The organism is Ekhidna sp. (assembly GCF_039940915.1).
In the GTDB taxonomy this organism is placed as follows: Bacteria; Bacteroidota; Bacteroidia; order Cytophagales; family Cyclobacteriaceae; genus Ekhidna.
The window spans coordinates 1,401,797-1,421,265 of sequence record NZ_JBDVFO010000002.1 but is presented as its reverse complement, the minus strand read 5'-3'; the positions used below and the strand labels follow the sequence as shown (position 1 = coordinate 1,421,265).

Annotated in this window: 20 protein-coding genes; 5 read left to right on the top strand and 15 right to left on the bottom strand. The window is 41.9% G+C overall.

Annotated features, from left to right (window positions below; translation table 11 throughout):
- The first annotated feature begins 1 nt into the window (after nucleotide 1).
- Genes ABJF57_RS11305 through ABJF57_RS11290 form a run of 4 tightly spaced genes read left to right on the top strand, consistent with a single transcriptional unit; the run spans nucleotide 2 to nucleotide 3,477 of the window.
- Complete coding sequence (locus tag ABJF57_RS11305; protein WP_462229082.1) at nucleotides 2–1,084, top strand: LptF/LptG family permease; 1,083 nt, start codon at nucleotides 2–4, stop codon at nucleotides 1,082–1,084.
- A complete protein-coding gene (locus ABJF57_RS11300; RefSeq protein ID WP_462229080.1) occupies nucleotides 1,081–1,992 on the top strand; it encodes a DMT family transporter in 912 nt (303 codons plus the stop codon). Before ABJF57_RS11305 ends, ABJF57_RS11300 begins: the two co-directional genes overlap by 4 nt.
- Before the next feature lies 1 nt (nucleotide 1,993).
- Entirely contained in the window at nucleotides 1,994–2,314 is a 321-nt protein-coding gene (locus ABJF57_RS11295; RefSeq protein ID WP_462229078.1) for a heavy metal-binding domain-containing protein, read from the top strand.
- Nucleotides 2,315–2,337: 23 nt separating this feature from the next.
- A complete protein-coding gene (locus tag ABJF57_RS11290; RefSeq protein ID WP_462229076.1) occupies nucleotides 2,338–3,477 on the top strand; it encodes a serine hydrolase domain-containing protein in 1,140 nt (379 codons plus the stop codon).
- Nucleotides 3,478–3,798: 321 nt separating this feature from the next.
- Here ABJF57_RS11290 and ABJF57_RS11285 read toward each other — a convergent pair whose 3' ends face one another.
- The 6 genes from ABJF57_RS11285 to ABJF57_RS11260 form a co-directional block, all read right to left on the bottom strand.
- Entirely contained in the window at nucleotides 3,799–4,356 is a 558-nt protein-coding gene (locus tag ABJF57_RS11285; protein ID WP_462229074.1) for a hypothetical protein, read from the bottom strand.
- Nucleotides 4,356–5,123, bottom strand: a complete 768-nt coding sequence (locus tag ABJF57_RS11280; protein WP_462229072.1) for a hypothetical protein — start codon at nucleotides 5,121–5,123, stop codon at nucleotides 4,356–4,358. Before ABJF57_RS11280 ends, ABJF57_RS11285 begins: the two co-directional genes overlap by 1 nt.
- An 80-nt stretch (nucleotides 5,124–5,203) precedes the next feature.
- A complete protein-coding gene (locus ABJF57_RS11275) occupies nucleotides 5,204–5,368 on the bottom strand; it encodes a hypothetical protein (protein ID WP_462229070.1) in 165 nt (54 codons plus the stop codon).
- Nucleotides 5,369–5,547: 179 nt separating this feature from the next.
- On the bottom strand, nucleotides 5,548–5,802 hold the full coding sequence (locus ABJF57_RS11270) for a hypothetical protein (protein WP_462229068.1): 255 nt from the start codon (nucleotides 5,800–5,802) through the stop codon (nucleotides 5,548–5,550).
- Nucleotides 5,803–5,954: 152 nt separating this feature from the next.
- The gene (locus ABJF57_RS11265) at nucleotides 5,955–6,914 is read right to left on the bottom strand and encodes an NAD(P)-dependent alcohol dehydrogenase (protein ID WP_462229066.1); all 960 of its coding nucleotides are present in this window, start codon (nucleotides 6,912–6,914) and stop codon (nucleotides 5,955–5,957) included.
- 68 nt (nucleotides 6,915–6,982) lie between these two features.
- Entirely contained in the window at nucleotides 6,983–8,596 is a 1,614-nt protein-coding gene (locus ABJF57_RS11260) for a SulP family inorganic anion transporter (protein ID WP_462229064.1), read from the bottom strand.
- A gap of 101 nt (nucleotides 8,597–8,697) precedes the next feature.
- On the opposite strand from ABJF57_RS11260, the gene ABJF57_RS11255 reads away from it, so the two are divergent.
- A complete protein-coding gene (locus tag ABJF57_RS11255; protein ID WP_462229062.1) occupies nucleotides 8,698–9,531 on the top strand; it encodes an arginase family protein in 834 nt (277 codons plus the stop codon).
- Between the two features lie 78 nt (nucleotides 9,532–9,609).
- On the opposite strand, the gene ABJF57_RS11250 is transcribed toward ABJF57_RS11255, so the two are convergent.
- The 9 genes from ABJF57_RS11250 to ABJF57_RS11210 form a co-directional block, all read right to left on the bottom strand.
- A complete protein-coding gene (locus tag ABJF57_RS11250) occupies nucleotides 9,610–10,296 on the bottom strand; it encodes a hypothetical protein (RefSeq protein ID WP_462229060.1) in 687 nt (228 codons plus the stop codon).
- Complete coding sequence (locus ABJF57_RS11245; RefSeq protein ID WP_462229058.1) at nucleotides 10,286–11,428, bottom strand: serine hydrolase domain-containing protein; 1,143 nt, start codon at nucleotides 11,426–11,428, stop codon at nucleotides 10,286–10,288. Before ABJF57_RS11245 ends, ABJF57_RS11250 begins: the two co-directional genes overlap by 11 nt.
- A 102-nt stretch (nucleotides 11,429–11,530) precedes the next feature.
- Complete coding sequence (locus ABJF57_RS11240; RefSeq protein ID WP_462229056.1) at nucleotides 11,531–12,349, bottom strand: LytR/AlgR family response regulator transcription factor; 819 nt, start codon at nucleotides 12,347–12,349, stop codon at nucleotides 11,531–11,533.
- 139 nt (nucleotides 12,350–12,488) lie between these two features.
- On the bottom strand, nucleotides 12,489–12,767 hold the full coding sequence (locus ABJF57_RS11235; RefSeq protein WP_462229054.1) for a DUF1272 domain-containing protein: 279 nt from the start codon (nucleotides 12,765–12,767) through the stop codon (nucleotides 12,489–12,491).
- A 370-nt stretch (nucleotides 12,768–13,137) separates the two neighbouring features.
- Nucleotides 13,138–14,262: a hypothetical protein gene (locus ABJF57_RS11230; protein WP_462229052.1), complete on the bottom strand. Its 1,125-nt coding sequence runs from the start codon at nucleotides 14,260–14,262 to the stop codon at nucleotides 13,138–13,140.
- Between the two features lie 194 nt (nucleotides 14,263–14,456).
- Nucleotides 14,457–17,300, bottom strand: coding sequence for a M16 family metallopeptidase (locus tag ABJF57_RS11225; protein ID WP_462229050.1), 2,844 nt, complete (start codon nucleotides 17,298–17,300; stop codon nucleotides 14,457–14,459).
- Between the two features lie 128 nt (nucleotides 17,301–17,428).
- Nucleotides 17,429–18,217, bottom strand: coding sequence for a 4-(cytidine 5'-diphospho)-2-C-methyl-D-erythritol kinase (ispE, locus tag ABJF57_RS11220; RefSeq protein WP_462229048.1), 789 nt, complete (start codon nucleotides 18,215–18,217; stop codon nucleotides 17,429–17,431).
- 39 nt (nucleotides 18,218–18,256) lie between these two features.
- Nucleotides 18,257–18,610, bottom strand: a complete 354-nt coding sequence (locus tag ABJF57_RS11215) for a four helix bundle protein (protein ID WP_462229046.1) — start codon at nucleotides 18,608–18,610, stop codon at nucleotides 18,257–18,259.
- A 31-nt stretch (nucleotides 18,611–18,641) separates the two neighbouring features.
- The gene (locus tag ABJF57_RS11210) at nucleotides 18,642–19,454 is read right to left on the bottom strand and encodes an enoyl-ACP reductase FabI (RefSeq protein WP_462229044.1); all 813 of its coding nucleotides are present in this window, start codon (nucleotides 19,452–19,454) and stop codon (nucleotides 18,642–18,644) included.
- Nucleotides 19,455–19,469: the final 15 nt, after the last annotated feature.

The window sequence follows — 19,469 nt, the reverse complement described above, 5'->3', positions numbered from 1 at the left end:
GATGAAAAAACTTGATTGGTACATATTAAAAAAGATCTTAGTCACATTCGTGTTTGTGGTGGGATTGCTGTTACTCATCATTGTCGTAATCGACTATACGGAGAAAAATGACGATTTCATCAAGAATGAATTGACTTCAAATTTGATTTGGAGGTACTACCTTTCATTCACCCCCTATATTGCAAGCCTGCTTACACCCATTACCGTTTTCATTGCGACCGTTTTTGTTACGGCTAAAATGGCCTCAAAGACGGAAATCGTGGCTATTCTGGCCAGTGGAGTAAGTTTTCGAAGAATGTTGTATCCCTATTTGTTAGCCTCTGTTTTAATTGGATGCCTCAGTTTTTACTTCAATAGCTATGTGATACCTGATGCCAATAAATTCCGATTGGATTTTGAGATGAGGTACCTGAAAGATCCATTTTACAATACAGACAAACACATCCACATAAAGATTGCGGAGCGCGATAGCCTCGAAGATTACATCTACATTTATCGGTATGATGTAAAGCGGAATGTTGGTAACTCAGTCACACTGGAGACAATGAAAGGCACCAAGCTGGTGGAAAAAATAAGTGCACGCCAAATTGACTGGGATACGACTGGTAGATGGAAGTTGAAACGATGGCAAAAGCGCGAGGTATTGGGGACTAGCGAGATCATTACTGAGGGAGATGAGTTGGACACGCTGTTGAATCTATCGCCTGAAGACTTTGGTAACAAAGATCGAATATGGGAAACCATGACGATGGGGGAGTTGAATAAGCACATTAAGCTTCAAAAGTCAAGAGGTGCTGACGATGTGCATATATTTCAGATTGAAAAATACGTAAGGTACATGGCTCCATTTACCGTAATCATTTTAATGGCCATTGGAGTCATCGTTTCGGCCAAAAAATCGCGCCAAGGCACAGGCTTTCAGATAGCCCTGGGATTTGTCATTGCTTTTGCTTTTATCATCACCTTCATCATGGCGAACGCGATTGCGGAAGCAGGTTCGATGAATATCTTACTGGCGATATGGATGCCCAACATCATTTTTGCCGGTGTTGCCATGTTACTTTATAAAACGGTACCAAAATGACGCAGGAAAAGAAGGATTTTTTAACCCTTCATTTCATTGTCCTGATCTGGGGGTTTACAGCAATACTCGGGTTACTGATTGACATTCCATCCGTAGAGGTTGTTTTTTTCCGAACGCTTATTTCAGCAGTGGGACTATGGATTGTCTTAAAGTTTTGGAAGCGTTCGCTTGCGATTCATTCCAGCAAGCATTTCTGGATTATCCTTGGGACAGGCGTGTTGATTGCTGCTCACTGGATACTGTTCTTTCTTTCTGCACGTATTTCCAATGCATCTGTTTGTCTTGCAGGGATGGCTACCTGTTCCCTTTGGACAAGTTTGATCGAACCATTGTCTCAGGGACGAAAGATCAAGGGATTTGAGGTGCTGCTCAGCATCATTGCGTTCATTGGTATTGGAGTCATCTTCAACGTAGAGTTTGATTATTTATCGGGCTTACTTACGGCAGTTCTGTCCGCCTTCATTGCTTCTGTATTCACCGTGATCAATGGGCGACTGACTAAGACCTACGACCCTTACGTTATCACTTTTTATGAAATGATAGGAGCCTGTCTGGCGACAGTGCTTTTCTTTCCATTATATACGGGCTTTTTTGTGGATGCCCTTGTGCTTAACCCTACGCTGGAGGATTGGTTTTACTTATCCGTTTTGGCGATTGTATGTACGGTGTATGCCTATTCCATTTCTGTTGAATTGATGAAGCGACTTTCTGCCTTTTCAATCAACCTCGTGGTAAATCTTGAGCCTGTTTATGGTATTATCCTGGCATTGATTATTTTCGGCGATAGTGAAGAGATGAGCCCGGGGTTTTACTTAGGAACGCTATTGATCCTAACCTCTGTGCTGCTCTACCCGTTATTGAATCGGCGCTATAAGAAAAAGGCGCTTTCTACAGACATAATTAGATAATATGCTACTTACAACAACGAACAACGTGGAGGGGAAGACCATCTCTACATACTATGGAATGGTAACAGGTGAAGCGATCATCGGAGCTAACATTTTCAAAGACATTTTCGCATCCATTACGGATATTGTAGGAGGCCGATCAGGTGCCTATGAAAAGTCTTTGAAGGATGCGAAAAATATAGCAGTACAGGAATTGATTGAAGCGGCTAAAGCACTTGGAGCAAATGCGGTCATTGCAATAGATCTTGACTATGAAACACTAGGAAAAGATGGTGGCATGATGATGGTGAGCGCCAGTGGTACTGCCGTACAAATGGATTAATTCCCATTTAGTAACTTGCCTGGATGGCAAGAAAAATGATTTTTTTAGCAGCGCTGAGTATATGCACAACACTCAGCGCTCAGTATTTCCCTTCCAAAAGCCAATGGGATAGCAAGCCTGCTGCTCAAGTTGGCTTAAATCAGTCTGCAATTGATGATGCGGTCCAGTTTGCGATGGACAATGAATATTCGGGACAAAAAGACTTACGCTTAGCTATTCTACAGGGCTTTAGCCGGGAACCTTATCACGCCTTGCAAGGACCTACCAAAGAACGTGGTGGACCTGCTGGTATGATCATCAAAGACGGGTATGTGGCGGCTTCCTGGGGAGACACTAAGCGAGTTGATATGACTTTTAGCGTAACCAAAAGCTACCTGTCGACCACCGCGGGCTTAGCACTTGACGATGGACTCATTGCATCTGTAAAGGATCAGGTAAAGGGGTATGTCTGGGACGAAACTTTTGAAGGAGCGCACAATGCAAAGATCACCTGGGAACACCTGCTTCAGCAAACTTCCGACTGGTCTGGGGCACTTTTTGGCTTGTATGATTGGGCAGATAGACCTGATAGGGAAGGAGAGTTGGATGACTGGAGGTATCGTAAGCTAAATGAGCCTGGCAGCAGCTACAAGTACAATGACGTGCGTGTAAATGTGCTTTCTTATTCCCTATTGAATGTTTGGAGAAAGCCGCTACCGCAAGTGCTAAAGGAACGCATCATGGACCCCATCGGGGCGAGCACAACCTGGCGCTGGTATGGATACAAAGACTCCTGGATTAACATGGATGGCCAGCAGATGCAAGTGGTGAGTGGCGGTGGTCATCATGGTGGAGGTGTTTTTATCAGCACAGAAGATCATGCTCGGTTTGGGTTACTGTTTGCCAGAAAAGGCAAATGGGAGGACGAGCAGCTTATTTCTGAGCGGTGGACAGAGATGATACAGACGCCGGCTTCTGCCTATGAGAGTTATGGTTACATGTGGTGGCTCAACAAGGGGCCACGATCTTGGGAAGGATTGCCAGATCATCTTTACTACGCCGCGGGTTTTGGAGGCAACTTCATTGTAGTGGATGAGCAAAAGGACCTGGTGATTGTCACTCGCTGGCTGGAACCTTCACAGATCGGAGAGTTGGTTCGGAAAGTATACGACTCGATGAACTAGCTAGGGCTTCCTTGTTTATTCATTTTTATGTCCTAAAGCCGGACGGACTCTTCATTTTTGGCTTGATCCAAAAACGAAGCAAAAAAATCAAGGCCCTTTATAAAACCCCAAAAATGTATCAAAACCACTGTTTTTGAGGTTTAACTTTATCGTAGTTGCAATTAATATCTTGTTTTAATGCGATAATCAGACATTTTCTAACAAAAACAATTATCAAGGATGGCCTGGCTCGTCTGGTATGAAGTACTTGCTTTTCCGCGTGTTAGCCTTTACTAAAATGCTAAGTAGTTCATCGGGTTCGTGATGGGTAGGTTTGGAACCTCAATGCAACTTATCTGTGAACCCATTGAGATTGGCTCCTCTGTGCTCAGACGGAGGACGATCTACTTGAAGCATGGTATTAAATACTTTGTTCCAAAGACCTCTGCGCCAGCGGCGAAACCAAAAGTGCCAGCTTGTGATGAGTAACATGAATGCAATTGCGCCAATGATTACGATCATTTGAAACCGTCCGGCTTTGCTTGCTTGTTCATTAGCCAGCTGCTCTGCTTCAAAACCTGTTATTATCAGATCCATTTGGAATTTTTTGTATTCCATCAGGATTTTTTCTTGCTCATCAATAAACACTTCAGATGTCTCATAGTAACGGTTGTGATACTTTGCTGATTCGTCAAATTGCTTTTTTGCATGATGGATTTTGCTCAGCAGATGAAATAGTTTGTAGGTCTGTGGCATCATGGTAAGTTTTGGAAGCAACAATTCCGCTTGGTTCGCATATTCCGTTGCTTCTGCTAGTTGATTGTTATCAAAGTGCCATTCTATTAAATCATATAATGTGCTGAAAGTCAATTTAGGATCTTTGATCGTTTGCTTCAGCACTAAAGCACTATCAGGTATTGTTTAGCGATGGGAGATTGATTTTCCTCGAGATAAGAAACAGCCATATTCTGATAGGCCATGGACCGATACTTCGTGGATGCTTTTGGGTGATCAATGATGAATTGATAATACGCTCTGGCTTCAGGGTAATGTCCAGCATCTTTATGTACTAACCCTAGCAAGTTGAAGGACTTTAGGACCCTGCTAATATCCTGTATGCTGTTAGCTATGTTGGCTGATTGCTTTAAACTTTCCATTGCCTCAGTTAAGTTGCCTTGGTTTTTAAGGGCTAAACCTTTGTTGTAGTGAAGTTTCTGTTTACAAGCATCGTCTATGGTTTCGAGCGAAAAGCCCACTTCGTACGAATGAATAGCTTCATCATATCTATAGAATTTCCTCAAAGTTTCTCCAATATTAAGTAGGACATCACAGTTCATTTTTTCTGCATTCTCAGCAGTCAACACGTCCAAAACCTTTGCTGCGTTTAAATACATTATAAAAGCCTGTGCTAAATCATCTTTCTTTTTGAAAATGTACCCTTTGATGTAATAGCTATTCGCTACTTCCAAAGGCACTTCACTTTCCAGCGCCAACGCCAAACTGCTGTCTGCCAAAATCATGGCTGAGTCTAAGTCAGTTTTGAAAAGCTGATACGTTTGCTGATGAATAGCCTCTACTTGCGACGGATCAGGAATATCAAACTCCTCCGTACATGCCATAAGCAATAGTGTACCACCAAAAAGAAATATCCTTATGCAATTCTTCATTACCTAGCTTATTTATCGCCTACTAATGAAGACGATAGGTGGTTTATCGTCCTCTCATTTAAACTCAGATTGTTACCTGATTATGCAATTTGTCCCGGTGCAGGCTCTTCTCCTTCCTCATCATCTGTGACAGGAGGTGCGTTTTCTATCACTGTCTCCTCCACATCATTGTACGCTTCGTCTTGGCAAGACGTTGCTGCAGCTCCTAGAGCTACTAGCACCACTAGTATCATTACTTTTTTCATACTGCAAAGGAAAACCTTTGTGTGTGATTAGCATGATGCTATTTCGTTTTGCCGAATCCCAGGAAAAAAATTGTGTAAAAACAAATAGGTGGTATGAGTCACAAATGTAGCAATCGAGCATTCAAATGCAATACTTCGATTAAAAAAAAGATATATGACGGAATTAGTTTATTGTAAAATTAATCCCGACTTGGAAGATCCACATTTATTTTTAGTGTTTCTTTTATGCTTTCCATTATGCGATGCTTGAAGTCCCGCTCTTTGGCCAGTTGTCGGTTGAGCTTTCTTATTTCGGCTTGCATTTTGTCATTGAGAAAAATAGCATGCCTTATGAGTGCATTACGTTTCCTGCTGCTGTGCGTGTTTAGAATGGATAACAACGTGTCCGAGAGGCTATCATAGTTCATCTCTTTTTTTTGTTTAAATATCCTCATGTGTTGATTGGTTAAATCTAAAAGAATACAAACTTGGTGATACTTATGGTGAAGAAAAATAGGTATACCGGTTTGGATGTAGCTTGCTCACTAAATGTCTACGTATTCTTGCCCATCAAATCGGTGGCTGATAGCACGGGTTATCGATCCACCTAGTCTTGCATGGAAATAATAACCTTCCCGGTGTGCTTACCTTCTCCGAAATGCTGAATAGCCCATGGCGCTTTCTCCAATGGATACGGGCCGTCCACTTCTGGTTTTAGTCTGCCATCCTCATAGAGTTTGTGGATTTGGTCAAGGTCTTTGTTTGCTTTTAATCCAACCATGAAAACAGGCTTCTTTCGGACTTTTCGTGCGAACAAGATCTGAAGTAGGTTTTTGATCTTACCACCGATGGATACATATTTCCCATTTGGTGAGAGCACACGTATGTATGCCTTAGGAGGCCTGTTTGTTTTGGCATCCAATACAAGGTCATATTTGGTATTGTTGCTAGTGAAATCAGTTTCTTTATAATCGATGATGTGATCATAGCCAATTTTTGCCATGGTCTTAAGTTTGTCTCCTGTGTCGACACCAGTGACTTCTGCATCGTAGGTTTTGGCAATGTATAATCCTAGCGTTCCAACCCCACCACCGGCTCCATTGATCAAAACCTTCATTCCCTTCTTAATTTGCCCGACATCTACGAGCCCTTGCCATGCAAGATTTGCAGCATGGGAGAGTGCCGCGGCATCTTCAAACGAAAGGTATTCCGGTTTCTTTACGATTGCTTTTTCATGAATGCAGAGGTATTCAGCGAAGGTTCCGAACCCATGGTCTGAAATGTCTCCATACACCGCTTCTCCAAGCTTGAATGCGGTAACATTTTCACCGATAGCCTCTATGATGCCGGATAGCTCCATGCCGGGAATGGGTCTCTTAGGTTTGAAAAAACCCAAAAAGAGCCGGTAGATACCTGGCTTCCCTCTGACCATGCTCCAGTCATAGTCATTCACTGCGCTAAAGCTCACTTTTATCAATACCTCATGTTCCCTTGGGATAGGTTTAGGTACGTCGCCTATTTTGAGATCTTCTACCGGTCCATACTTAGTGCAAAGAATGGCTTTCATTCGTGGTGTTGTTAGGTTTTGAACCTAAAGGACGGAGGAAACAAGTACATGGTTACAACTTGTTTGATCTAAACTTCCTTATCCATCAAGTCGGTTACCACGTGATAGCGCGGATCATCGATGGACGATACGATCATGTGCTCAAAATCAGGACTGGCTTTATGCAGCAGCGTTTTACATTCCGGGCTGAGATGTACCAGTTTCACTTTCTTCCCATAATCTTTGTACTTCTTTTCTAATGCAAAGATTGCTTCAATACCCGAGTGATCGCTTACGCGTGATTCGAGAAAGTCCAGTTCCACATTCTCCGGATCATTTGCCGGGTCAAATTTCGAATTGAAGGACTGCACAGAGCCGAAAAACAACGGACCCCAGATTTCATACACTTTCGTACCATCCTCTTTCATGGTCTTTCGCGCACGAATCTTCGTGGCATTTTGCCAGGCAAATACCAATGCTGACATGATGACTCCTACGATAACCGCAATGGCCAAGTCTTGCCATACGGTAATTGCTGAAACGGTCACCAAAACGATTGCATCGGCCAGTGGTATTTTATTGATGATGCGAAAGCTACTCCAAGCGAATGTTCCGATCACAACCATGAACATGACACCTACTAATGCGGCGATTGGAATTTGCTCGATCAGCGGCGCAGCGAATAAGATGAAGCATAGAAGTGCCAATGCTGCTGTAATGCCAGACAGTCTTCCTCGTCCTCCGGAGCTCACATTGATGATGGATTGTCCAATCATGGCACAACCTCCCATTCCTCCAAACAGCCCGTTAAGGATGTTGGCACCTCCCTGTGCTACGCATTCTCTGTTTCCACTTCCTCTTGTCTCCGTCATGTCGTCGATCAAGTTTAGCGTCATCAATGATTCGATGAGACCTACTGCTGCTAAAAGAATGGCCGTTGAGATGATTAGCCCCCAGTTTCGCTGAAGGGTATCTAAAAGACCAAATATTTGAATTTGAAAAGAAGGTAAACTCCCTTCCAAACCATTTCCTCCTCCTTCACGAATGAATGACCCAACAGTGCTTACATCTAGCCCACCAAAAATGGTGATGGAGGCCACTACAATAATCCCAACGAGTGCGGCAGGTAGTTTCTTGGTTACTTTGGGAAGTAAATACATAATAGCCATGGTAAGTCCTGCTAACCCGAGCATGATGAGCAGGTCATTGCCTTGCATCCATTGATATTCACCGTCGATGCGCTCTTTGAATAAGCCTAACTGCGACAGGAATATGACGATCGCTAAACCATTGACAAATCCCATCATTACAGAGTGAGGGATCAGGCGGACAAATTTTCCAAGGCGGAAAACACCGGCCAGAATCTGAATACCTCCAACAAGCAAGAGCGTAATAAATAGCCAATGCAATCCTAAGTTTTCAATCGGAGCACTCAATGCCGCGCCTACTTCATTTCCTTTTTGAATCATGTGCACCATTACCACAGCCATAGCGCCTGTAGCGCCAGATATCATTCCTGGACGACCTCCAAACATAGATGTGACGATTCCCATCATGAATGCACCATACAATCCCACCATGGGATCAATGCCGGCAACAAAGGCAAAAGCAACCGCTTCAGGGACTAATGCAAGTGCAACAGTGAGCCCTGATAAAATGTCGTTTTTGGGGTTAAAGGTGAAGTTTCGGAATAATCTTTTCATAGGTCGTACTAAATGAGCGCGCAAAGATAGAATATTCGGTGAGGGCGGATCAAGGTTGATGGATTATTTATCCTTAATCCTGGTTCTATTATCTTGTTTGGATGAAAGTGCAATTCAATCTATTCTATCCTGAATGGCAAGGCTATGGTGCACATCAGGAAGTGTTTCATGGTGCACATCACTTTTGCAACCATGTAGGCAAATCGCTGACCTATGATGCAGTGGAAGTCGTAGAAAATGAGGAGCTTGTAACGGAGGGAGGGATTATCGGAAGGCAATCGTTGTTGCGCATGATGGATCAGGCTAAGATGCTGTTACAAAAGGCGAATCCAACGCAGACCTTCATGGTAGGAGGTACATGCGCGTGTGAGGTTGTGCCTGTTTCATTTTTGAACGAAAAATATGATAATGACCTGGCGGTCTTTTGGTTCGATGCCCACGGGGATTTGAATACAGCTGAAAGTTCGCCAAGTGGACGATTGCATGGGATGCCACTGAGAACACTTTTGGGAGAGGGAGATGATCAGGTATTGAAACGAGTAGCTCGTATCCTGAAACCAGCGCAAATAGCTTTAGTAGGAGCACGTGATTTAGACGAAGGGGAACAAACCTATATTCAGCAGCAAAAAATATCAATTTTCAAGGCGAGTTCCGCTTCGCATTTGCATGAACTGGTAGATTTTGCAAAAAGTGCGGGCTTTAGAAATGCTTACATTCATTTCGACTTAGACGTGTTGGAGCCCAGTGAATTCCCACACGTACTCATGCCTGTAGCCGAAGGTGTAAGCCTCAAAAACGCGATCGCTGGACTAGCGCTTGTGCGCGAGCATTTTTCTGTGGTAGGGTGTAGTATTGTCGAGTATTGCCCGAAAGACGGTGGAGGCACTAGTAAGTTGAGCAGGTTAATGAATGAAGGGCTAGGTATCAGTGGGTAACATAATATTCATCTCATTGAGAAACATCTGGTGCTAGTGTATCATCGCTTCTTAAGTGAATGCTTTAGATGAATTTCCTCATCTTCTTTGGTAAGTAAAAATCGTTCCTTCCTTATTTTTTGGTTTCATAAAAAGGAGGTCATTCTTGAATGAAACAAGGAATTCTTCTACCCCCAATTCTTTATTGTAGTTGATCAGGTGAAATTCAGATCTGTGGGGATTCATATGCCAGTAGCCAGAAGACCTTGAACCATTTGTATCGGTCTTACGATATGTGGCGGTCCATCGTATAAAAATCGATATCGTATTTTCTTTATTGTATTCAGAAGTGACATCTTCATTGTTCTGGATAACGGAAGTTAATTCCCAATTTCCAACGATGCTATCTTTGGGTGCCATTGGCATTTCAGCAATTCTTGAGAGTGTCACTGAAACATTCATTCCGTCCTCAGACCGTTTCCATGTCATCTTTTCACCTATGAATTGGACTTTAAATGCGCCGTACTCGTCGGCTCCAAGTCTACTCACAGGCAGAAATTCGTCAAGCTCTTCGGAGTAGTTCCAGGTTCCTTTGTCATTCTGTGTCCATCCATTTCCGGCAGTGTAGGTATTGTCTTCATCGTACTTAAACCACTTTGCAACAGGTGTAAGGTTTTCATCACCTACCTGCACATGTTCTACGGTCCAAAAGCCGATCAAAGATTGCGCGTTTGCGGATGCAAATACGGTCAGTAACATGCTTAATATCAATAACTTATTCTTCATTTTTAATTAATAGTTGAATGATTTTTTTTGTGAGTGCCAATTCGTCGGTTTGGCTACCTGTATTGGATAAAAAAGCAATGATGTATTCACCATTTTCTATGTTGACCAGCATGGATTTAAATCCTTCTGTTGTTCCTCCATGGATTATGTATTGCCTGTCAATTCCCAAGTCTCCCATACGATACTTGCCATCACCATCGAATATGACCCAGCCATACCCGTAAGAAATATCAGGCGTAATTGATTTGAGGTGATTGGTTTGCATCAGCGCCATCGATTTTTCAGTCAGGAGCAATGAATTGTTCATTTCTTTTCCCCACAAATAGAGGTCACCAGCAGAAGAGAAGATTCTCCTGCCGAGCGTAAGATCTATGAATTGGTTTTGTTGCCAGCTATCAGTGTCTTTGTCGTAATTATAGGCGTCAGCCATTTTTCCGAAAACATCTTCATTTGAAATTGAGCTGATGGTATGATTTAACCCAAGCGGGTTGGATATCTTTTCTTGCAGCAGTTCCGGAAAGGAAAGTCCATAAGCATCCTCCAGGATAATCGCGAGCAAGTGATAAGCAAAGTTACTGTAGTAAAATTGCTTGTTGGGCTCATCAATGGATTTCACATTGCTGATAAAATCAACGTACGATTTGTTGGAGAAATGTTTTCTTTTGAAATGTTGGAATTTGTTAGCAGATAAACTTTTGTCGATCTGACCATAATCTGGTAATCCTGCGGTATGAGTTAACATTTGGTGCAGTGTAATGTCAGGATGGAATTGCCCCGAGTAGGTGTAGTTCTTTAGTAAGTCAGTCAGGTGATTATCCAAAGACAATTTGTCTTCTTCGCAGGCTATAAGAATGAGCATGGCGATGAAGGACTTATTGATTGAGCATATATCAAACCGATGGTCTAAACGCATGGGAATATTCCAGATGCGATTTGAAATACCGATGGCTCTTTCGTACAGAATGTCTTCCTTATTTCCAACAACTAATGTCCCGTCAAAACGCTTAGCCTGATGCTCAGATGTGACTAGACTGTCAATTTGATCTGCTAAAGATGAGGTTTCTTCCGGAGTCTGCTTTTTACAAGCTCCTAAAAAAATCAATAAGATGATCGAACGCAAGAGTGGATTCACACACATTTTTTTCTTATTTACCAACAAAGAAGAAAGAACCAACTAGTTAAACAAAGAAAAAATGATGCTTTGGGATGAATTTTCTGAATGTGGGATGAATCGTTATTGGAGTCTTTCTGTAACAGAACCTTCATACTGTTTGGAAACCGGGATGCTTTCACCAGCGATACTTAGTACCAGTTTGTTATTGGTACACTGGACGCGATCAACATTTAGTGGATTGATGATGTAGCTGCGATGACACCTAAGGAGATTTTTGTGTGATGGATATTCATTGCTAATGCCACTCAATGTTTTGCGAAGTAGGTACCGGGTTGGCTGCTGTTGAGATTGGTAGTGTATTTCCACATAGTTAAATGCCGATTTAATGAAAAGAAAGTGGTCTGTATTGATCTTTAGGAATTCTTTCTGATTTTCAGAAGTGAACATTAAAAGGTCATTTGGTTGTGCACGTGGGCTAGACCAGATACGATCCAGTAAGTAGCTAATGGTAACTGGTAATATAAGAATGAGTGGATACTCATACAAAAACATCGAATAGCTACTCCAACGTAGTTCTGACCAATCGTAGAAATAGTTGAATGCCAGGAAGGTGATATGCAGACCAAGAAAAGTTGCTGTCAGAGCAATAACAAAAGGTTTAACCCTTTGTGATACAGTTATGTATTTGCTTGCATGAAATTCGAGAAGATAAAAAACACTTGAGATAATTAAGGAATGAATGATTGCCCTGAAAAGCATACTATGCCCAGTGAAGGCTTCAACCTTATCAATGTGATAAGCTCTGTAGACGTACAATGCTAGAAACATGAAGGTTCCAGTAAGTATCGTGACGGTCCATTTGTATGCTTTGCCTGAATGGATAAATTGGGATAAGATGGTCATGTTTGAATCGAACCAGAAATGTACTTTCACCTTCATTAAAAGTAGTAAAAATGCGGGAGGTGCCAGCTTAAAAAGCTCAACAGTATTCGTATTCCTTATTCCAGTATTCTATAAGGACTTAAAATTGAGGTTGCATCTATTCAAATGCATCTATGAAATCAAAAGAAGATAAAAATTACCTTTTCCTGGGGTCAATATTTTTATACTTTTCCAAAAACCTGTTTTCAACGACTGGTTTGTATACAATGTCTTTTCGTACAGGATTTCGGATCAATGCATCTTTTGGTCTGCTAGGCCTTTTTTCAAAACCTCCGCCACAGTTTGGACATACATTCGCTAAAACACCATCCACACAGTCTTTGCAGAAAGTACAGTCAAAGGTGCAAATCATTGCTTCTGAGCTATCGTTAGGTAGCTCCTTCTTACAATTTTCACATGTGGTTCTAATTTCCATTGCTTCGTCTTTTACGGTGTAGAATTTTTAATGCATTTGAATTATCTCTTCTGCGATTTTGTAATCTGCTTTTCACACATTGGACCTAAGATGGAACATAGAAAGCCTGTGATGAAAGCGACTGATGTAGTAAAGGTCATATCTCTAGTTGTAAGACCATCAGTTGAAAGATATATCACCAGAAGCCCTCCCAATAAATAGATTGCGAAGACAGCTAAAAACCACCTAAGTGAGATGAGAGACAAGAATTTCACAAAATGAATATACTAACATTTAGGGTATGAAAAAGATGTCTTAGAAGGAATGCAGGTCAAGTCTTGTAGGTAAAAGGAAGTCAGTCAGGTGCTGCAAGGCACATGTAATGTCTGGACTAGAATGTCTGTATTTCATCGAATGCTAATTGACTATCCAACAATTGATTGTCTTCATTCAAAATGTTGTAAATCCCGATTTGAGGATTCCCAAGGTTATCTTCCGCCAGGTAATAAATTAAATTATTTTCAAGGCTCACTTTTGTGACCTTAAAACCATCCAAGATTGTGCTAATCGTGTTGTTGTTGTTTCTGTCTACTACAGAGACTTTGTTTAATTCTTTGACTATCGCATATTGATCATTTCCAAAGAGTACGTTGTTTGCATCCCCGCAATTCATACATGAGGAAGAGGCAAATTCAAAAATGTTTCCGGTTAATGTAGTTAGGTTCCCATCCGTGCCTATATGACCAAGCCCATAGTTATTCATGTCTCCTGTTTCTGCAATAGCTTGACTAAGAATCAGAATACCATCACTTACGCTTAAAGACTCATGATTCCATCCGGAAATATTTGTTGTTGACCTACTCCCGTCACTCATATCAATCAATATTTGATTTGAACAATCGTCTAAGATTGCCATTGTACTCCCTGAGAAGGCCTCCATTCTTGGTCCATTGCAGTCATTCACATTGTATTGAGTATTGGTGACGGTATTGAATATCTGAAAAGTAGCATTGTCTCTAATGATTGCCAGATTGCCAGAAATGGATTGAACAGTAGGTAAGTCAAGTGTAGTTTGCAATTTATCTATGCTGAGCGTTCCTGTTCTTAGAATGGAAATGTCGGAAAACAGGAGATCTCCATTTTCATTCTCTCCTTTATAAATACCATCAATTCCACTTTCGATTTCTACAAATGAATTATCCATACGAACATAAAACCTTCGAATGTTAGTCGTCCCCTCAACGCGAATCTCTACATATAGACCCTGGGAAAAGGCTCTAGCGAACGTCACGGTGGCACTGTCTATTACAGCGCTGATTTTTTCATTGTTGCTGATTTTAAACAGGTTGCCATTGATGTTGTTGTTGTCAGAGCTGGCTTGCTTAAAGACAATTGCTTGAGCATCTGAAAGGTCAAAATTAATCGGGGTATCAGGTCGTGCATCTTCAGAATCGCAGCTTGCCAAAGCCAATGCCAGAAGTAGATGAAAAAGTATGTTTCTGTTTGTTTTGCGCATTGCTTTTTGATTAATCCCCATTTGATCCGGCGAATCTAATAAGTAAATATTGCAAGTAACTAAGTTGCTTGATTAAAAGATATCACTTCTCAGTAGGCATCAGTTTCCGAAAGTGCAGATGACAATAGAAGTATGGTATTGAAGTCTGTCAGGGACAACTAAAGGACCAAAGATTAACTGTGAGTTTCCTTAACTCATTTCTCAATCATTTGCGTGTCATTGATTAAGATTGGATCTCCAAAGCCAAGCTCCTTCATTCGATCCAGTTGAGTTTTCGCATCTCCAACAATTAGCCAGATCATTTTGCTTTCATCCAAGTATTTTTCTGATAATTCACTCACTCGTTCCACAGTCATCCCATTCACGATATCCTCTCTGTTTTTCACATAATCATACGGCCAACCGTATGCGCTTATGTTTTGAAGCATTCTAAGTTTCGATCCTGCTGTTTCGAATGCGCGTGCATTGCTTTTTATTAAGAACCCTTTAGTGGTTTCCAGGTCTTTCTCAGAGTAGTTCTTTCCATAATTTTCCAGAATGGACTTTACCAATTGCGTAGATTCAAGTGTGACATTGCTTCTTACGCCACTGCCTATAGTGAACGGACCCTTCGTTTCGGTACCGGAGAAAGAGGATCCAATGCCGTAAGTATATCCTTTGCCTTCCCTTAGTTCCTGGGTAAGTTGTGATGCAAATCCACCACCACCAAGTATGTAATTGGCTACCGTAGCAGCATAATAATCTTCATCGGTTACAGATAAGGCGGGATATCCAATTCTGAGTACAGATTGCTTGGCGTTAGGTATGTCATAAAAATACACTTGCGACTGAGCCGGTGCGTCTGGAATTTTTGAAAGCGGAATGGTCACTTCTCTTTCTGCCCATCGATCTTCCAGTATTTGGAGTGAGTTTACGATTGATGACTTATCCAAGGCTCCGACAATGTGCATTCTGGCAATGGATGGAGATAGGAATTTTTCATAGTACTGCTTGATGTCATCCATTGTTATTGTTCCAATAGATTTGGCCGATCCCAGGTTATTTCTTGACCTGATGTTATCCTGTCCATAGATCAACATGTTGTAGGCGTTTTGTGCTACCGCGTTTGGACTTGCTTCCTGTTGACGAATTTGACTGGTGATTCTCTTCACAACTAGCTCAAATTCTGCTTCATCCCAGCGAGGTTCTAACAAAATCTCTCCCAGCAAGCCAATGGTTGCTTCGTAATTTTTTGCCAACGTGTTGCCAGAAATTGTGATGCTCTCCTTACCTGCTCGTACGTTTATGGTGGCACCCAATTGTCTAATGGCATTCTCCAATTCTTGTGGGGTCTTGGTTTTGGTGCCCTTAGTCATCATGTTGGCAAGCAAATTGGAGACCCCCACCTTATCAATGTCCTCTAATAATTGTCCTCCATCAATTACAATATTGAACTGAACAAGCGGGACTTCTTTATTCTCAATGCCATAAATTCTTAATCCGTTTGACAGTTGATCTTCCCAAACAGTAGGAACCGTAACAACAGGAGCTTCACCATATGGAGGTTCGATGCTTCTGTCAAAGGTGGAAGGTGTGGGCTCATATGATGCCGCAATGGATGGGTCGAAATTTTCCTCCGCACCTTGCATAATGGATTCTTCTACTACTTTCGCTTTTGAAGATCCTTCCAATGCCTGCTCAACTCTTCCTTTGGGCACAAAACTGCTTGCTATAAAGTTTTTCTCCTTGATATACTTGTTGTAAACACGCATTACATCATCAGTGGAGACATTGAGTATGTTCTGTATGTCTTGATTAATAAAGCCTGGATCACCGGCAAAAATATTGTACTGAGCCAACTGAAATCCTTTGCCTAATACACTGGAAAGTCCATTGTAAAAACGTGTTTCCTGGCCTGCTTTAATACGATTGAGGTCATTTTCAGCTATCCCCTCTACTTCAAAAGTGGACAGTGCCGCTTGAATCGATTCCATCACCTGATCTAGATCTTTGTCTGCGAAAGCTCTTATCGAAAGATGTGTTTGACCTGCCAATTCTGATGTACGGTTAAACATTCTGACATTGGAGGTCAGTTGATCTTCTTCTACTAATTTTTTATAGAGAGGAGCGGACTGACCTTGTGCCAAATAGCTAGCCAGAACGGTTAGAGGATATGAGTCTTCATGATAGAGTTCAACTGTTGGCCAAACGAGTGTAAGCTCAGGTAGTCGCGCAAAATTATCCTCGTGGTAGAGCTTTACTATTTCGTCAACTTTTCCAGACTGTTTGATCAACGGTGTTATCTCTTCAGCAGCAGGAATTTCATCAAAATATTTTTGTACCCATACTTTGGCTTGCGCCACGTCAAAATCTCCCGAGATGACGAGTGTGGTGTTATTTGGGACATACCAGCTTCTAAAAAATTCTTTAACATCCTCCAAAGTTGCATTTTGTAGATCCTCCAGGGAGCCAATGACTTGCCAGTTGTATGGATGATCTTCTGAATATAAACTTTTGTCAATGACATAGTTGGTGTGGCCATATGGTCGATTATCTACCCCTTGTCTTTTTTCATTTTTGACCACTTGTTTTTCCTTCGCCAAAACTGGATCTGTTACGGTATTGATGAACCAGCCGAGCTTATCGGCCTCCGCCCAGATCATTTTTTCTAAAGCATCCTTCGGTACCGTTTGAAAGTAGTTTGTTCGATCTCTGGAAGTGGAACCATTTGCGCCTGATCCTCCAATGCGGGCACTCATTTTGTCTAAACCTCCTTTTCCAAGGTTTTCTGATTCAAGGAAGAGTAGATGCTCAAACAAATGAGCAAAACCAGTTCTTCCGGTTTTCTCACGAGCCGATCCTACATGTGCCGTGAGTGCGACAGCTACTACTGGGTCAGAGCGATCGATATGTAGAATGACCTCCAGCCCATTATCCAACTGGAATTTTTCAAAAGCGATATTAAAATCGGCACCAGAAGCTGATTGTTGGTCTTTTGAATCAGGGGCACAAGAAATAAGCTGGAAGGCTAGTAACAAAAATAAAACTCTTGAAAACATAGTATTTATTGTTTGATGGATTTGCTTTGGAAATGTTGTAAACCAAGTAGGTTATAAATGTACTAAGAATGCGGTGTTCACTTGTAAGTGGATAGATCACTTTTTTACAAGCGGTGGCTGTTTTCTTGTTATAGTTTCAGTGATCTCCAGTTGTCACCTTCAAATTCCTTCTCAAAAATCCCAAACACCGTGCTGCCACTCCCGGTCATGGAAGCGTAGATAGCACCCGCATCGTACATCTCTTGCTTCAGTTGAGCAATGGCCGGATGATTCGGGAAAATTGAGGCTTCAAAGTCATTGACAAGTGAATCCCTCCATGCATTTAATGGGTTTTGGATGAGCTCTGAAATTCTTTTATCTGCTTTGTGTGGCATCACTCCAGCATACGCTTCTTTCGTGGATATATGAATGTCAGGATTGTGAATTGACAGATGGTATCCTGAAAGATTCAATTCGATCGCCTCAAGTTGTTCACCCCTTGCTTTTGCGATTGCCGGTTGGTTTCTTATGAAAAACGGACAATCGCTGCCTAACTGCAAGGCATATGCTTCGAGCTGTATACCAGTTAGACCTAGATCAAATAGCTCATTGAGCATTGTAAGGGTATATGCCCCATCTGCTGACCCACCGCCTAGTCCTGCTCCCATGGGGATGTTTTTTAAGAGGTGAATCTCGACAGGAGGGATGTTGTGGTCTTTTTTGATTAGCTCATAAGCTTTCACGCATAGATTGGACGAGACCTCTCCAGGTATGTTCATGCCATAGCTATGGAAAGCAAAAGAAGCTGCTTCTATCACCTCCAGGCTGTCGTTCCAGAGGATGGGATAAAAGCAGCTTTCTATGTCATGGTAACCATCTTCCCGCTTGCTCACAATGTTGAGCCCAAGGTTAATTTTAGCGTTGGGGAAGGTGATCATGATTTAGTTACAAGTTTCAAGGGGGATATGTTTCAAGTTTTACGTTCCAAGTTTTTTTAAATAGCCTGAAAGCATTTTTTGCTCTTCAATGATGAGCTGCAAGATTCGATCAATCTCAGATTTTTCAGCAAGTCTTAATCTCAATATTCCAACAAAGAAAGTCTCCAGTTCGAAAGTAGAGCCAAGTGCTATTTGAACAAACCTTGCCTGATCTTTTACACCCTTTCTGCTTGCTCCTTCTGCTATATTGGCTGGAATAGAGGACGAGGCTCTGTTTATTTGACTCACCAAACCAAATCGTTCATCCGAAGGAAGTAATCGAGTAAACTTGTAAGACTCTTCCCATATATCCATCCCTTTTTGCCATATCAATAATTCCTTGAAGTTCCGCATATCAAACTTACAGCTTGTTACTTGCAGCTTGTTACTTAGACAATTCCTCTACCATTGCTTCTGTGATGCCTGAAGCAGAGAATCCGCCATCATGCATCAAGTTTTGCATAGTGACCATGCGTGTCAGGTCAGAGAACATGGAGATGCAGTAGTCTGCGCAACTTTCTGCATCTGCATTACCAAGCGGGGACATTTTATCTGCGTAGTTGAAAAACACATCAAAGCCTGGAACGCCCGACCCTGCGGTGGTCATGGTTGGTGACTGAGAAATTGTGTTTACACGCACATTTTTGTCACGCCCCATGCGGTAGCCATAGCTTCTGGCAATAGACTCTAACAATGCTTTTGCTTGTGCCATATCGGAATAATCAGGGAATGTTCGCTGTGCTGCGATGTAAGAAAGTCCCAGGATAGAGCCCCATTCATTCATTGCATCCAACTTTTCTGCTGTCTGCATCATTTTGTGAAAAGAAAGTGCTGAAACGTCCAATGTTTTCTGAAACCAGTCGTAGTTCAAATCACCGTAATCTTTTCCTTTTCGCACATTTGGACTCATGCCGATGGAGTGAAGCACAAAGTCGATTTTTCCTCCCAGGATTTCTGCAGACTTATTGAATAGGTTCTCCAGATCTTCCATGGAAGTGGCATCAGCAGGAATAATCTCGGCATTACACTGCTCACCCAGCTTATTGATTTCACCCATTCGCATAGCGATAGGGGCGTTGGTAAGTGTGAATGTTGCACCTTGTTCATGAGCTTTTTCTGCTACTTTCCAGGCAATGGAGTTTTGATCCAATGCACCAGAAATGATCCCTCTTTTTCCTTTCAGTAGATTATGTGACATGTCTTGGTTGTTTTT